This is a genomic window from Vicinamibacterales bacterium, assembly GCA_036496585.1.
Lineage (GTDB): Bacteria > Acidobacteriota > Vicinamibacteria > Vicinamibacterales > 2-12-FULL-66-21 > JAICSD01.
The window spans coordinates 12051-27561 of sequence record DASXLB010000003.1 but is presented as its reverse complement, the minus strand read 5'-3'; the positions used below and the strand labels follow the sequence as shown (position 1 = coordinate 27561).

At 67.8% G+C, this 15511-nt stretch carries 8 protein-coding genes; 2 read left to right on the top strand and 6 right to left on the bottom strand.

Annotation, left to right across the window (positions count from 1 at the left end; translation table 11 throughout):
* The 5 genes from VGI12_00410 to VGI12_00390 form a co-directional block, all read right to left on the bottom strand.
* Window positions 1-1770: a tetratricopeptide repeat protein gene (locus VGI12_00410; GenBank protein HEY2431101.1), complete on the bottom strand. Its 1770-nt coding sequence runs from the start codon at window positions 1768-1770 to the stop codon at window positions 1-3.
* A 28-nt stretch (window positions 1771-1798) separates the two neighbouring features.
* Entirely contained in the window at window positions 1799-3775 is a 1977-nt protein-coding gene (locus tag VGI12_00405) for a sulfatase-like hydrolase/transferase (protein ID HEY2431100.1), read from the bottom strand.
* 23 nt (window positions 3776-3798) lie between these two features.
* Complete coding sequence (locus VGI12_00400; GenBank protein HEY2431099.1) at window positions 3799-6195, bottom strand: prolyl oligopeptidase family serine peptidase; 2397 nt, start codon at window positions 6193-6195, stop codon at window positions 3799-3801.
* Window positions 6192-6839: a peptidylprolyl isomerase gene (locus tag VGI12_00395; GenBank protein HEY2431098.1), complete on the bottom strand. Its 648-nt coding sequence runs from the start codon at window positions 6837-6839 to the stop codon at window positions 6192-6194. Before VGI12_00395 ends, VGI12_00400 begins: the two co-directional genes overlap by 4 nt.
* Before the next feature lie 93 nt (window positions 6840-6932).
* On the bottom strand, window positions 6933-7919 hold the full coding sequence (locus VGI12_00390) for an aldo/keto reductase (protein ID HEY2431097.1): 987 nt from the start codon (window positions 7917-7919) through the stop codon (window positions 6933-6935).
* Window positions 7920-7965: 46 nt separating this feature from the next.
* Here VGI12_00390 and VGI12_00385 point away from each other — a divergent pair, with 46 nt between their 5' ends.
* Window positions 7966-10881 (top strand): hypothetical protein, encoded by a 2916-nt coding sequence (locus VGI12_00385; GenBank protein HEY2431096.1) that lies wholly within the window; start codon window positions 7966-7968, stop codon window positions 10879-10881.
* A 51-nt stretch (window positions 10882-10932) separates the two neighbouring features.
* On the opposite strand, the gene VGI12_00380 is transcribed toward VGI12_00385, so the two are convergent.
* Window positions 10933-12780 carry a carboxypeptidase regulatory-like domain-containing protein gene (locus VGI12_00380; GenBank protein ID HEY2431095.1) on the bottom strand — a complete coding sequence of 616 codons (1848 nt, stop codon included), beginning with the start codon at window positions 12778-12780 and terminating at the stop codon, window positions 10933-10935.
* A 98-nt stretch (window positions 12781-12878) separates the two neighbouring features.
* Between VGI12_00380 and VGI12_00375 the strand changes: the two genes are divergently transcribed.
* Window positions 12879-15332: an ABC transporter permease gene (locus tag VGI12_00375; protein ID HEY2431094.1), complete on the top strand. Its 2454-nt coding sequence runs from the start codon at window positions 12879-12881 to the stop codon at window positions 15330-15332.
* Window positions 15333-15511: the final 179 nt, after the last annotated feature.

The window sequence follows — 15511 nt, the reverse complement described above, 5'->3', positions numbered from 1 at the left end:
CTACCTGCCCCGCATCGACCTGGCCCGCGCCAGATTCTGCTGCGCGTGGCCATTCGAGGGGTCGAGATCCAGCTGCCGCCGGAAGGCGTCGATTGCCTCGTCGATGCGGCCCGTCGACGCCAACGCGATCCCGAGCCCGCCGAACACCCAGGCGTCTTCCGGCCGGCGCACGGTCAGGTCGCGCAGGAGTGGGACGGCCTCGACGAAACGCCCCTGCCGCAGCAGGATCTGCGCGAGCTGCACCATCGCCTCGGCGTCTCCGGGATCGGCGGCCAGTGCCGCGCGATACGCCAACGCCGCGTCTTCCTCCCGGCCCGCCTTCACGAGCGCCGCCGCGAGCTGCCTGCGCGCGAGCCGGACCTGGTCCAGTTGGGGAGGCTGACTGGCGATGTACGCGCGCAGCGGCTCGACGGCTTCGGCGGGCCGGTTCTGCGCCACGAGGACCGTGCCGAGGTAGTAGCGCGCCGGTGGATATGCGGAGGCGGCCGCACGCAGCCGGGCTTCCGCCTCCGTCAGTCGTCCGGCGGCGGCGAGTTCCACGCCGAGCATCGAGTCTGCCGCCGGACTGGGCCAGCGCTGCGCCGCCGTCTCGGCGAGGCGAAGGCTGGAGCGGTACTCGGCGTTGCGCGAGATGGTCGCAGCAGCCAGGAGCGTTGCGGCGGCCACGAGCGCGGTCACCCGCCAGCGCGGCGACGGTACCAATCGGCGAAACGCCATCACCATGAGCGTGACGACCGCGATGAGCGGCAGGTACATCCGCCGCTCGGCGCCGACCTCGGTCGCGATCGGCACAATGCTGGACGTCGGCGCGAGCGTGAGAAAGAAAACCACGCCGAGGAACCCCGCTCGAGGCCATCGCCGCCAGGCCCACGCCGCGCCAGCCATCATGATCGCGATCGCGATGAGTTGTGGCAGCACGTCCGCGACCGACAGGGGCCGCGGCCAGCCGTAATACAGCACCAGGCTGCTCGGCCACACCGCCAGCCGGAGGTATCTGACGATCATCACCGCTTCATTAAGCAGGTAGGTCCAGGCGTCGCCGTCGGGCGCCGAGAAACCCGCCGACAGGCCGCGCGGGGCTTGCCAGAGGAGCGCGGCGAGCAGCAGCCAGGTGAGCGCAAGCCCCGCATAGAGCCAGACGCGCCGCCGCAACGCTTCCCTGAAGGAGGGGAACAGGAACACCCTGTCGTACGCAACAACGACGAGCGGCGCGGTCACCATCGATTCCTTGGTGGCCATGCCCAGACCGCAGGCGACGATCGCTGCGACGGTCCACCAGGCCACGTTCGCGTTGCGCCGCGCCGCGCGAGCGGCGCAGTAGATCGTGGTCAGGTAGAACAGGGCCATCAGCGATTCGGTGCGCTCGGTCAGGTAGTCGACGGCTTCGCTGTTGAGCGGATGAACGCCCCAGAGGAGCGCGACCGCCAGCGCCGTCTCCAGCGACGTCACCCCTCGGAAGATGGCCAGGATCAGCAGCGTGCACAGCACGTGGATCGCGACGTTGACGGCGTGGTAGCCGCCCACCTCGCGCCCGCCGATCGCGTAATTGATCGCGAACGACAGATTGGCGACCGGACGACCGGCCACCGATGTCTCGCGTGGCGGCTGGAGCACTCGACCACTGTTCAGGTGCTCGATCGTGGCGTTGTCGATGATCGTGGCGCGGTCGTCGAAGATGAGCGGACCGCGCAGGCTGTTGACGTAGACACCGGCGAGCGCAACCACGATGAGCAGATGCGGCCACCACTGGCGCGGCCCCACCTGTGTCACCGGGCGAGGCTCGCGCTGTCGCATGGACCTAGCGGCCGCGCACGCGCTTGAGGTTGTCGGCGGCGTTCCGGTCGTCGGGATCGAGCGTGAGGGCTTTGGTCCACGCGTCGATCGCCGCGGACGCCCGCCCGGTATTGGCGAGCACCACACCGAGTGCCGTGTAAGCGGCGGCGAGCGAGGGATCCAGTTCGATCGCGCGACGGAGCGACACCTCGGCGCCCGGCGCGTCTCCCGCCTGCAATTGCGCCGTACCGAGGTTCTCCCACGCAAGCGCGTTTGCCGGATCCGCCGCGAGCAGCCGGCGGAAGATCGCCGACGCCTCGCCGAGGCGGCCCGCCATTACGTAGGCGTTGCCGAGCGCCGTGAGCGCATCGAAGTCAGCGCCGGCGGTGTCCTTCAGGAGTGCGATCGCCTGGGTTGGCCGTCCGGCCTCGGCGAGATACTGGCCGAGGCGGATCCGCACCTCGCTCTGCGTGACGCCGTTGCGCAGCGCCAATTCCAGCGTGGCGATCGCCTCGTCGGCGCGGCCGGCGCGCCACTGCACCAGCGCCAGCTTGCGATACGCGTCCTCGGTGTCGGGACGTCTGTTGATGATCGCGCGATAGATGTCGGCGGCCTGCTGCGCGCGGCCGGCGCTGAGCGCGTCGTTCGCCTGCGTCAGCATCTGCTCGATCTCGACCAGCCGCTTCGGGTCGTCGGCGTCGGTGTAGCGCTCTTTCACCGCCGCCGATCCGCCGCCGATGTAGCCCAGGGACCGCAGGCGCTCGATCGTCTCGGCCGTCTCCGTCTGCGCACGGGCCGGCGGCGTGACGCTGAATTGCTTGAGCGTTTCCCCCATCACGCGCAGCCGGTCGCCGCGCGAAGCGGCGAGGTTCGAGTGTTCGGCCGGATCGGCGGCGAGGTCGTAGAGCTCGACGATGGGCAAGTCGATGTACTTCTCGCGGCCGACCAGCACGCCTCGGAGCGGCGCCCACCCGCGCGTCACGGCCGCGCTCATCGCCTCGAAATACGACGGCCGCTCCTCGCCGCGGCCGGCCGTGATGGTGTCGAGCAGCGACGTGCCGGATCCTGCCGCGGGCGCGCCGGCAGAGGCGAGCAGCGTCGGCAGCAGATCGATGTGTCTCACCGGCGTGTCGATGACCACACCCCGGCGATCGGCCGCCACGCTGCCGCCGACCTCGGCGACGAGCAAGGGAACGTGCAGCGTCGGCTCGTAGGCAAACAGGCTGTGCGTGCGCTCGCCGTGTTCGCCCAGGCTCTCACCATGGTCGCCGGTGACGACGACCAGGGTGGGGCGGGACAGGCCGCGAAGACGATCGAAGAGCGGCGCGAGCGCGGCGTCGGTCCACGACACCTCGCCGAGGTACGGGTTGGCCGCAAAGCGCGTCGCGAATTCGCCTGGCGGTTGGTACGGCTCGTGTGGATCGTAGACGTGCACCCACGCGAACCATTTGCCAGGCCGTCCCCCGATCCAATCGAGCGCTGATTTCACGACCGCGTCGGCGGGCCGCTCGCGCTCGGCCGGTTCCCCGGGCGCGCCGGGGCGGGTCATCGTGTCGTCGTAGACATCGAAGCCCGGTGTCAGGCCGAACCGTCGATCGAGCGGAAAGCCGCCGACGAACGCACCGGTGGCGAACCCGCGCGCCTTCAGCAGCGTCGCCGCGGTGGCGTCCTCCGGCCGCAGCCGGTAGCCGGTGTTGTCGCGGATGCCATGCTGATACGGATAACGGCCGGTCAGGATGCTCGCGTGCGACACGAGCGTCACGACCGCGTGCGCATGCGCAAACGTGAAACGGGCGCCATGCGCGGCAAGTGCGTCCAGGCTTGGAGTGGCGGCCGCGCCGCCGTACGACCCAAGCGCGTCCGCGCGCAAGGTGTCGATCGTCACCAGTAGGATATTGCGGTCCGCGTTCGGGACCACGGAGAAGCCGCGGCTGTCGAACACGCTGCAGGCCGCGGCCGCGCAGACGAGCAGGATCGGCAGGCGGCGTGTTACAGCGGCCATCGGCGACCGGACATCGATCGCCGTCACTTCTGCAGCGGCTGCGTCGAGATCGGCTCGTCCTTCTTGAGGTACTTGTTCAGGAACGCCTCCATCCGATCCCAGATCGGAATCCACCGTCTGTAGAGTAGCGTCTCGTGCGTGTCATCGGGCATCACGAACAGCTCGTAGGGAACGTCGTGCGCGCGCAGCAGCTGCACCAGGCCGACACTCTGCGCGAAATTGACGTTGCGATCGTCGTCTCCCTGAATCACCAGGACGGGCGACGTCCAGTGATCGATCTCGGAGATCGACGACGACTTGTAGGCGAGATTCTCAGGATCGACGCTGCTGCCGTAGAGATGGACGCCGGCCAGGTCGACTCCAGCGATGAACATGTCCGAATTGCGAGCCAGCGCCTGAGACGTCAGGAGCCCGCCATACGACAGACCCCAGATGCCGACCCGCTTCGGGTCTACGTCGGGCCGCCCCTGGAGATACTTGCCGCCCGCGACGACGTCCTGATACTCCGAGTTGCCGCGCAGGTTCGTATTCGGGGCGGTGCGGAACGATTTTCCGTAGCCGACCCCGCCGCGGTAGTTCACCGACAGCACGACGTAGCCCTGGCTCGCCAGCCACTGATTGACGGCGTAGAAGAGGTGATAGACCTCCATGTAGTGGTAGGCCGGCAGCATCTGCCGCACCGGCCCGCCGTGCACGAAGACGATCGCCGGCCGCCGCTCGCCTGGACGCAGGTCCTTCGGCAGGAACAGCTGGTTGTGGATCTCCATCCCGTCGGCCGCCTTGGTGATGACAGTCTCCGGCTTCACGTGCGCCTCGGTGGGGAAGGCCTTGGGCAACACGGGATAGAGCACCCGCTGTGCCGACGCCTCCATCGGCTGCGGCTCCGCGGCAGGAAAGATCGCCACCGATTGCGGCCGGTTCCAGTCGGCGCTGAGCACTGCGATTTTGCCGGATGGCAGCACGACCGGATCGTGTTCGATCGCGTCCCCGCGGGTCAGCTGCTCGGGCGTACCTCCCGCCACGGGCACGCGCCAGATATGTCGATGCTCGATGTCGGTGGCGTTGGTGCCGTAGTAGAGAAAGCCGCCATCCGGAGAAAACGAAAACGATTCGATCTGTCCGCTCTGCGGCGTCAGACTCGTCGGCTCCGCCGCCTTCAGCGGCGGCGTTGCAGGCATGAACACGTCCGTTCGGCTGTTCGGACCGGTGTTGTGAACGGGGCCGTCGCCCGTCACCGCCACGGAGTAGAAGCGCGTCCATTCCTCCGGCTCGAGCTGGAAGACGACGCGGTCGCCTCTCCACGCGATCGTGTTGATCGTGGTGAAGACCTTGTCGTTTGCCGCGTTGTGCCAGAACTCCTGCGCATCGCCGCTGGCGGCGTCGGCCACCCAGAAGGCGAGCGTATAGCCACCACTGAACGTGGCGCTCGTCAGGCCCGGCCGAGGAGGCGGCGCATTCGACGGCTGTCCACCGGCCGCCTCGCCACCGCGGGCGCCGCGTCCTGCCACTGCGTCGGGGTTTCCGTTCGCACCACCGCGACCCGCGCCGCCACGCCCCTGTGCCCCGGCCTGCGGATTAAACGCGGGGCCCGCGGGATTGCCGAGGCCGCCGCCGCCGGGCTGCGACTGCAGCGCGAACGGCGTGCCTGGCCGGCGGATGAAGGCGATCCGTTTGCCGTCGGCCGACCAGGTGGGACTCGTGTCGAAATCGACGCTCGGCGAGAGGTACGTGACCTGGCGCGCCGCCAGATCGTAGACCGCGATGAAGCTGTGATCCGTGCGGCGGCTGACGAACGCCAGCCGACGCCCGTCGGGCGACCACACCGGGTTGCCGTTGGCGCCCCAGATTTTTACGTACGGCTTCGAACCCTTGTCGTAATCGTTCGTCCGCGGCCCCTGCGCCGTCGAGACGCGATAGATCTGCCCGTCCCTGACGTAGGCGATGTATCGGCCATCCGGCGACAGCGTGCCCTCGCTGCCTTCGGCGAGTCGCCACGACGCGCCGGGGACGGTCGTCTTCGCCGCCCAGATCGCCCGCTCGACGCCATTGGGATCGGCCTCCGGGCTCGCCACCCAGCCGTCGCGGTTGCGGTCGGCGCCGCGGGTAAACGTGACCGTCGTCCCGTCATCCGAGATCGACAACTGGGTCGTGTCGACGCCGTCGTCGCTCAGATACTGGGTGACGCGAACGGGCTTGAAGTCCGGTGCCGACGCGGTGAACACGTTGCGCAGCCCTTTGTCGTTGGCGATCCACGCCACGCGTTCCGCCTTCTTCGCGGCGACCAGTTCCTGCGGAAACGCGAAGGTCATGAATTGCGCCATCGTCGGCACGTGCCGCGCCTGGGCTGGCGGTTCGACGGCATGCGCCGCCACGCCGGCGAAGATGCCGAGCGCGACGACGGTGAGGCGGAAGCGCTTCATGGCTGACGTGCTCCTTTTGAATCCGCTTGAATCCGCGCGATGCGCGCAATCGCGACCGGTGGCATCAGCGACTGCCGTCCGGCAGCCGTGTCGGCCTGCGTGTTGACGGGCTGCTGCTGGATGCGGCGCACGACGTCCATGCCGGCGGTCACGCGGCCAAACGCGGCGAAGCCCTGTCCGTCTTCGTAGCGCTTGCTGCCGAAGTCGAGTGCCGGCTCGTCGTCGAGACAGATGAAGAAGTCCGAGGTCGCCGAGTCGGCGGCGGAGGTGCGCGCCATCGAGATGACGCCGCTGACGTGCTTCAGCCCCGTCGCCGTGGTCCGTTCGAGTGGGACGGGCGGGAAACCCTCGGATCGACGGACGGGGTTGATGCCTGCCTGGACGATCTGCATCGGCGGACGCTCGGGCTGCGGAACGTAGTCGTCGGGTCGCGTCGCCCGATGGAAGCGGCCACCGTCGTACAGCTTTGCATCCACGTATCTCAGGAAGTTCGCGGCCGTGAGGGGCGCGTGGACGGGGTCGACCGCGACATCAATGTTGCCGAGGGGCGTCTCGATACGGACGAGGACGTCGCCCGATCCTGCCTGCGTCGGCCCGGCGAGCGCCGCGACGCCGAGGGCCAGAGCCGAGAGCAGAAGCTTCATGGATACCGGCGAAGTGTATCGCACGTTGAAAAAGGAGTGATCTCCGTGGAGGGGGCGCCCTCTGCGGGAAATCGTCGGTGACAGCTGCCGCCGCTACCACGACCGATGGACGTGCGCGCGGATGCGCCGGTCGTAGATCTGCTGGATCTCTGCCATCGCGCCCGCGTCGATCGGAGGAAGCGCCGAGGCGGCCGCATTCGCGCGCGCCTGCTCGGGCGTGCGGGCGCCTGGAATCGCGCAGGTGACGGCGTCGAACATGAGCGTCCAACGCAGCGCGAACTCCGCCATCGAATGGCCTGCCGGAACCAGCGGCCGCAGCTCCTCGACCGCCGCCAGGCCCACGTCGTAGGGCACGCCCGAGAACGTTTCCCCCTTGTCGAATGCCTCTCCCTGGCGGTTGAACCGGCGGTGGTCGTCGGCCTCGAACGTCGAGGCCGCGCTCAGTTTTCCGGTCAGCAGGCCGCTCGCGAGCGGCACCCGCGCGAGGATGCCGACGTTCTGGCGGCGCGCTTCGGGAAAGAACGCTTCTGCCGGCTTCAGGCGGAACATGTTGAAAATGATCTGTACGGTCTCCACGCCGGGACGGCGGATCGCCTCGAGCGCCTCGTCGACGCGCTCGACGCTGACGCCGTAGTGACGGATCTTTCCAGCGGCGACCAGGCCGTCCAGCAGCTCATAGACGGCGCCGCTGGCGATGACCGCTGTCGGCGGGCAGTGCAGTTGCAGCAAATCGATCGTGTCGGTGTCGAGGTTTTTCAAGCTGCGATCGACCCAGGCCGCGAGATTGTCGCCGGTGTAGCCCTCGACCGTCTGCGAGGGCAGGCGCCGCCCCGCCTTGGTCGCGACGTGGATCGTCTCTCCGCGACGTTCGCGGCGAAGCTGCGCGATCAGGCGTTCGCTGCGGCCGTCGCCGTAGACGTCGGCGGTGTCGATGAAGTTGACGCCGGCGTCGATCGCCGCATGCAGCGCGCGCATCGACTGTTCGTCGTCGACGGCCCCCCAGGCGCCGCCGATCGCCCACGCCCCGAAACTGACCGCGGACACGCGAAGCCCGGTCCTGCCCAGCATCCGATACTGCATCCGTTCGCTCCCACGAAGTACGGCTGATGTGCGAAGATGTCCGGCGATGAATCGCACACTCGCTATCGCACTGGCCGTCGCCGTCGTCTGCGCCACGCTCGGCGCCCAGGACGCGATGGTGACGCCTGACAGTATCAAAGGATTCGCGCTGCGCAGCCTCGGCCCGGACATCACGACCGGCCGCATCTCCGACATCGACATCGATCCGAAGAATCCCAACGTCTGGTACGTCGCCAGCGCCTCCGGCGGCCTTTTCAAGACCGACGACCGCGGCAATCATTTCAGTGCGATCTTCGACGAGGGAGGCTCGTACTCGCTCGGCGCCGTCAAGGTGGATCCGAAGGACTCGAAGGTCGTCTGGCTTGCCACGGGCGAGAACAACAACCAGCGAAGCGTCGGCTACGGCGACGGCATTTACAAGTCGACCGACGCGGGCAAGAGTTGGAAGCGGATGGGCCTCGAGAATTCCGAGCACATTCAGAACATCTTGATCGACCCGCGCAATTCCAACGTCGTGTTCGTCACGGCGATTGGCCCGCTGTGGCGCGCGGGCGGCGACCGCGGCCTCTACAAGACGACCGACGGCGGCGTGACCTGGAAGGCCGCCCTGACCGTGAACGAAGACACGGGGGCGCAGGATGCGGTGATGGATCCCCAGCATCCCGACACCCTCTACGTCGCCATGAACCAGCGGCGCCGGCAGGTGGGGCAGTTGATCGGCGGCGGACCAGGCAGCGGCCTCTACAAGACAACCGACGGCGGCGCACATTTCACGAAGCTGACCAAAGGGCTGCCCACCGTGGAGATGGGCCGGATGGGCCTGGGTATCAATCCGAAGAACCCGAAGACCCTCTACGCCATCATCGCCGCGCAGCGTAACGAAGGCGGCTTCTTCCGATCCGACGACGCCGGCGCGTCGTGGACGCGCATCGGCAAGCAGGCCCAGACCGGAGGACGCGGGGGGGACGACTTCTTCCGCGGCGGCGACCCCGGGTACTACGACGAGCTTTTCGTGGATCCGGAGAACCCCGAGACCGTCCTGATCGTCAACACCAATCTCGCCAGGAGCGACGACGGCGGGAAGACCTGGCGGAATGTGCAGCTCGAAGGCGTGCACGTCGACTATCACGAGGTCGTGTGGGATCCGAGCGACCATCGCCACGTCCTGGTCGGCAACGACGGCGGCGTCTACGAGTCGTATGACAACTGGCAGACCTGGCGGCACTTCACGAATCTGCCGCTCTCGCAGTTCTACCGGATCTCTGTCGACAACGCGAAGCCGTTCTACCACGTCTGCGGCGGCGCGCAGGACAACGGTTCGGTCGAGGGGCCCTCGCGCTCGCTGAACCGCGTCGGCATCCGCACCAGCGACTGGTTCAACATCGGCGGCGGCGACGGCTTCCAGTGCCGCATCGACCCCGAGGATCCGAACATCGTCTACGCCCAGTCGCAGGAGGGGAACGCGACCCGGCTCGATCTGCGCACCGGTGTCAGCGTCGGCATCATCCCGAGGACGAACAACATCTACGGCATGTCACAGGGCGACATCGACGCGGAGGTCCGCACGGCCACGCTCGGCCGCGGCGGTGCAGCTGGGGCTGGGGCCGCAGGCGGAGCCGGGGGCGGAGCCGGTGGCGCAGGGGCGGCCGGCGGCGCAGACGCGGCCGGCGGCAGAGGCGCGGCAGGGGGCGCGGGCGCGGGCGGAGCCGGAGCGGCGGGCGGGGGACGCGGCGGCGCGCAACGCCTTGGCCGCTGGCACTGGGACACGCCGCTCATCGTCAGCCCCCATTCGGCGCGCCGGCTGTACTTCGGCGGCGACCGGATCTACCGCAGCGACGATCGCGGCGATTCCTGGAAAGCCGTCAGCGGAGACCTGACGCGCAATCTGGATCGCACTCAGATCCCCATCATGGGCAAGATCTGGCCTCCAGACTCGGTCGCCTACATGGAAGCCACGACGCGGCTCAGCACTATCACGGCGCTCGACGAATCGCCGCTGCTCGAGGGGCTGCTCTACGCTGGCACCGACGACGGCCTGATTCAGGTGACTGAAGACGGCGGCAGGACGTGGCGCAAGGCCGATCCGATCCAGGGGGCGCCGGAGTTCACCTACGTGACCGACGTGCAGGCCTCCTCGCGCGACGTCGACACGGTGTTCGCGACTCTCAACGACTGGAACCGCGGCAACTTCAAGCCCTACGTGTTCAAGAGCACGGACCGTGGCAAGACGTGGACGGCCATCGCCGGCGATCTGCCGCAGCGCTCCGGCGCCTGGTCGATCGTCCAGGATGCGGTCGACGGCAGTCTGATGTTCGTCGGCACGGAGTTCGGCCTGTTTACCACCGTCGACGGCGGTGCCCACTGGGTCAGGATGGCGGGCATTCCGAACGTCATGGTTCGCGACGTGACGATCCAGAAGCGCGACGGCGATTTGGTCGCCGGCACCTTCGGACGCGGCGTCTACATCCTCGACGACTACACCGCGCTGCGCGATCTGTCGGCCGAGACGTTGAAGGATCGCGCCCGGCTCTATCCGATCCGCGACGCATCTCAATTCAACGAGCTGAACCAGATGGAAGCGACGTGGGGCAACAGCGCGAATCCGAACCCGCCCTATGGCGCGCTGCTCACGTATTCGCTCGGCGCCGGCGCCGGTGAGAAGCTGGCGCTGACCATCGCTGACAACGAGGGCAAGCAGGTGCGCCGACTCGATCTGTGCGGCGACGAAACGACCGCCGGGCTGCACCGCATCGCGTGGGATCTTCGCCCCGACGCACCGAACGCGCCGTCCCGCTGCGCGCCGCAGGGCCGGGGCGCGTTTGGCGGTGGCTTTGGCGGTCGTGGCGGTCCCGCCGCGGTGGCGCAAGGGCGCTACACCGCGACCATCGGCACCATGAACGGCGACGCCTTCACGGCCGTCGGACGTCCGGTGTCGTTCCTCGTGGTGCCGCTGCCGCGGTGACACGGAAGGGGAAGAGATACTAAGGAGCGAAGGGACACGACCGGCGAAGGATCAACCGCCGGAGCTGATCCGGACGTCCACCTGGCGCTGCTCGTCCTGGCCGACGACGACCAGCGTTGCCTCTTTCGACAAAGTGTCGAAGCTCGCCGGGTCGGCGAGCGCGAGACCGACCATGCGGTCCTGCGGCACGGCGATGAGGTAGTAGCGGCCTGGCAGCAGCCCCGGCAGCCGGTAGTGGCCGGCCGAGTCGATGCCGCCGCGGCGGGTTCGAATCGAGTTCGAACGCCAAAGACTCTTGTCGTCCGAGAACAGGAAGATCATCGCCTCGGTTGCCGGCTTGCCTGCCGCGTCCGTCACGGTGCCCTCGATCATCGACGCCTGGCTGGTGAGCGTGATCGTCACGCGTTCGCCGTTCTTGAACTCATGCGGCGTGTCGGTGATGTCTTCGCCGCCGGCCAACTGCACCGACTTCAACGCGTTCTGCGGCGCGCTGCCGCGCAGCAGCAGTTCGCCCGACAGCCCTTTCATCGTGAACGTCAGGTCCGGGGCGACGACCGCCGCCGACGGCACTAGTGAGCCGTTGCCTTCAGGATCGCCTGGCGCGGCGCTGACTCGTATCGGCGGCGTTCCTTGTCCAGACGGCATCTGGGGCGGCCCGTTTTCGAACACCAGGGTGCCGGTGATCGTTGCGCCCCGGCTCGTCGTCACGAGAAGGTCGTCCAGGTCCGCGTCGACGGTCAGCGGCAGGGTCGCAAACTCTCCCGGATCCGGAACCGATCCGTCAGGGTTGGGCGGCTGCGGCGGCTGCTGCTGCTGCTGGCGCACGATGAGCCGGTACGCGCCAGGGGCGATGTTGCGCATCTGGAAGCGGCCCTGGCCGTCGGTGTTGAAGCCGTAGGTCATGCCCCCGCCCGAGAGTGATCGCTTCTGCAGGATGCCGTTGCTCCGCGACGACGGGCGTCCCTGCGAATCCGTGATGATGCCGGTGATGTGAAACAGGCGGCCCGAGATCATCCGGATTTCCACGCCGGGCGTTTCGACGCCGGCCTTCGCCCGGACCCGCTGTCCCGACGCTTCGTCGGCGCCGGTGGGGAAGTAGGTCGTGATGAAACCGATCTTGTCGTCGTCGGTCTCTGGCGGGGCATTCGGCGGCACGAACGTATTGCCGCGAGCCTCCGCGGCGACGAAGTAGTCGCCGGGCGCAAGGCCGAACAGGCGGAACTGCCCGAGATCGTCGGTCTGAGCGTTGCCGCCGGTTCGCATGGTGCGCGTCGATCCCGGAAGCGGCAGGACCGTGTAGACCTGGACCCGCGCCAGCGCCTCGCCGTTCTCGTCAGTCACGCGGCCGGTAATGACGCCGCCACGGGGGAGCGCGATCGTCGCCTTGTCGAAGGTCTGCCCCTCGGCCAGCTCGATCGGCTGACCCGGGTCAGAAGAGACCGGACCGATCGGACGCGTCGCGCCAAACGCAATCCCCAGGTACCCGGCAGAGTACTGCGCGGGAGACGCCCTCAGCCGATACGATCCGGCGGGCAGATCGCGGAACTCGAACGCGCCCTGCGAATCGGTCGTAGCGCCTTTCGGGCGCCCGGCGGTCATCGACACCGTGGTCGTTACTTGCCCGCCGTTCGCCGAAATCATCGTCGTCGTGGTGGGTGGCGTCTGTCCGGTTCCCATCGGCGGCGCAGGAGGCGCCACGGGCGACAGGCTCACCTGTGCGCGACGGACCGGCGCGCCGGTATCAGCGGCGACGACGCGCCCGCGAATGACGCCGGTGCCGGCCGCCTCCGGCGGCGGACGCCGAGTCAGATCGCGCGGCGGACCGGCCTGGCTCGCCGGAGCGGACTGCGGGGCGGCTCCAGCCAGACCGAGCGTCACCAGAACGGCTGCCAGCACCATGCGCCACCTTTCCCGGCTATTTTAGACGCAAGACCGGCCGAATGGTTTGACGCAGGCTAACCGTCTGCAGCCCCGTCCGTCTCATACGCAGACTGTCTATGGGAAGAGACACACTGAAAGCCGACTCCAGGCTGAGATGCACCTGGATGACCGACGCATGGCGGGATTTGACGCACGCGTTTCGCGGAATGCGACGCGACGCCGCCTTCACCACGTTCGTGATTCTCATCGCCGGCCTCGGCATTGGCGCGAGCTCGACGACATTCAGCGTCGTCAACGCCCTGCTGCTGCGACCGCTGCCATTTCACGATGCGGATCGCCTCGTCTGGATCGAGAACGAGGCGTGGAACATGCAGGTGAGCCAGTTCCAGGATTTCCGGGCGCAGAACAGGTCATTCTCCGATCTCGCCGGGATCGGATCCAACGGCAACGGCGCTGGAGACATCGCGCTCACGGGATCGGGCGAGCCGGAGCGCCTGACGAGCACCGCCGTCACCCAAAACTTCTTCGCGTTGCTTGGTGTGGCGCCGGCGATCGGACGGTCGTTCACCATCGAAGAGTGCGGGGGGAAAGCCAGCGCACCCCCGGCTGCGGTGTTGAGCCACGGCTTCTGGCAGCGGCAGTTCGGCTCCGACCCGTCGGTCGTGGGACGCAGGCTGACACTGAACAACAAGCCCGTCGTCGTGGTTGGCGTACTGCCCGCGTCTTTTGACTTCGGGAGCGTGTTTGCGCCAGGCACGCCGGTCGATCTGTTCGTGCCGTGGCCGCTGACCGACGAGACGAACCGGTATGGAAACACGATGAAGGCGATCGGCAGGCTGCGGCCCGGCGCCACGGCGCAGCGCGCGCAGACCGAGTTCACGCTGCTGGCCCAGCAATTCAAGACTCAGCACCCCGAGCGCAATCCGGTCAAGCCGAGACTCGCGCCGCTGCAGCAGCACGTGAGCGGACGTGTGAGTCCCGCCCTGATCGTGCTGGCCTGCGCTGTCGCGGTGGTGATGTTGATCGTCTGCGCGAATCTGTCAAACCTGCAATTGGGTCGGCTCGCAACGCGGCACAAGGAGATTGCGATTCGAGCCGCATTGGGTGCCGGCCGTCTCCGGTTGCTGCGGCAGATGCTGACCGAGAGCGTCACCCTGTCCTGCTGCGGAGCAGCGTTCGGCCTGATGCTTGCCGTGGCGGGCACCCGCACAATCGCGCGTCTGGATGCCTACAACATTCCTCTGCTCGCCGGCGTCCGGCTCGATGGCGCCGCTCTTGGTTTCACGCTGCTCGCCGCGATGCTGACGGGCATCCTCTTTGGCGCATTACCCGCGATGCAGGTTCGATCATTTGCGATCGCGGACGGGCTGGGCGAAAGCAGCCGCGGCTCGAGCAGCGGTCAGCGCCAGGCGTGGATCCGCAACGGGCTGGTCGTCTCCGAGATTGCCTTCGCCTGTGCGCTGCTGGTCGGAGCGGGACTGCTGCTGCGGAGCCTCGCGCGCGTGATGGACGTGGATCCGGGATTTCACGCGGAAGGGGTCGTGTCAATCAGGGTAGACCCGAGCATGCGGTTTACGGGTGGTCTGCCGCAGCAGAACGCCTTCGTCGACGATGTGCTTCAGCGGACGCGCGCGCTGCCTGGCATGCGGGCCGCCGGTCTCGCCGAGATGCTGCCGCTCGCGGGAGACCGGTCGTGGCAGGTTACCGGCAAGGGCCAGGTGTACCCGAAGGACCAGCATCCCGAGGCATACATGCGGGTCGTGACCGACGGCTACTTCGAGGCACTCGGAATCCACCTGTTGAGTGGACGAGTATTCACGGAGGCGGATCGCGCGTCGGGCGAACCCGTGGCGATCGTCAACGAGACGCTGGCCCACACGCTGTGGCCCGGACAGGACGCGATCGGGCAGTTCGTGACGCAGGACGGGGGACGTCGGATCGTGGGTGTCGTGGCCGACGTCCGCCACGAGGCGCTGGAGAAGGCGGGCGGGGCGGAAATGTACCGGCCGATGCGGCAGACTCGTGACTACTCGGGCATGACTCTGGTCATGCGCACCGTGCTGCCTCCCGATCGACTCGCGGCGGCCCTGCGGGCCGCGCTCCAGCCAATCGATCCGAACCTGCCGCTGCACGACTTCACAGCGCTGCAAGCCCTGGTGGACAAGGCGGTGTCACCCCGACGCTTTCTCGTGCTGATGCTGACGGGATTCGCCGGCTTCGCGCTCCTGCTGGCATCGGTCGGAACCTACGCCGTGATCTCACACTCCGTGAATCAGCGGATACGGGAGATCGGGATCCGCATGGCGCTCGGAGCGTCTGCAGCGGCGCTGCAGCGCCACATTCTTCTGCAGACCCTCGGCTTGACGGCTCTGGGCTTGGCGCTCGGAATGGCCGCGTCGCTGGCACTCGCGGGCACGCTCGAAAGCCTGCTGTTTGGTGTGACGCCCGGCGATCCTGTGACTTTCGTCGGCATCGGCGCACTGCTGACCATCGTGGCCGCCGCCGCCGGCTATCTGCCCTCGCGCCGGGCCGCGCGCATCGATCCGATGATGGTCCTGCGTGCGGGTTGACGATCAGTACTTTCCACCACGGCGTCGTCGTGCCGGCTGGCCTCTTGCGCAGTCCGTATTCCGGCATGTTGCCGACGTAGACGTGCAGCTTGTCGACCAGCGTGGGCCGACGGCCGGCCAATTGCGCTGAAGGTAGTAAAGCAGGTCGTAGTGAAAGCGTTCTCGTCCTTGTAGGCGTG

Excerpts from the sequence above, each read along its gene's own strand:
- VGI12_00405 (HEY2431100.1), bottom strand. The coding sequence starts at position 3,775 with ATGGCCGCTGTAACACGCCGCCTGCCGATCCTGCTCGTCTGCGCGGCC.
- VGI12_00400 (HEY2431099.1), bottom strand. The coding sequence starts at position 6,195 with ATGAAGCGCTTCCGCCTCACCGTCGTCGCGCTCGGCATCTTCGCCGGC.
- VGI12_00395 (HEY2431098.1), bottom strand. The coding sequence starts at position 6,839 with ATGAAGCTTCTGCTCTCGGCTCTGGCCCTCGGCGTCGCGGCGCTCGCC.
- VGI12_00390 (HEY2431097.1), bottom strand. The coding sequence starts at position 7,919 with ATGCAGTATCGGATGCTGGGCAGGACCGGGCTTCGCGTGTCCGCGGTC.
- VGI12_00385 (HEY2431096.1), top strand. The coding sequence starts at position 7,966 with ATGAATCGCACACTCGCTATCGCACTGGCCGTCGCCGTCGTCTGCGCC.
- VGI12_00380 (HEY2431095.1), bottom strand. The coding sequence starts at position 12,780 with ATGGTGCTGGCAGCCGTTCTGGTGACGCTCGGTCTGGCTGGAGCCGCC.
- VGI12_00375 (HEY2431094.1), top strand. The coding sequence starts at position 12,879 with ATGGGAAGAGACACACTGAAAGCCGACTCCAGGCTGAGATGCACCTGG.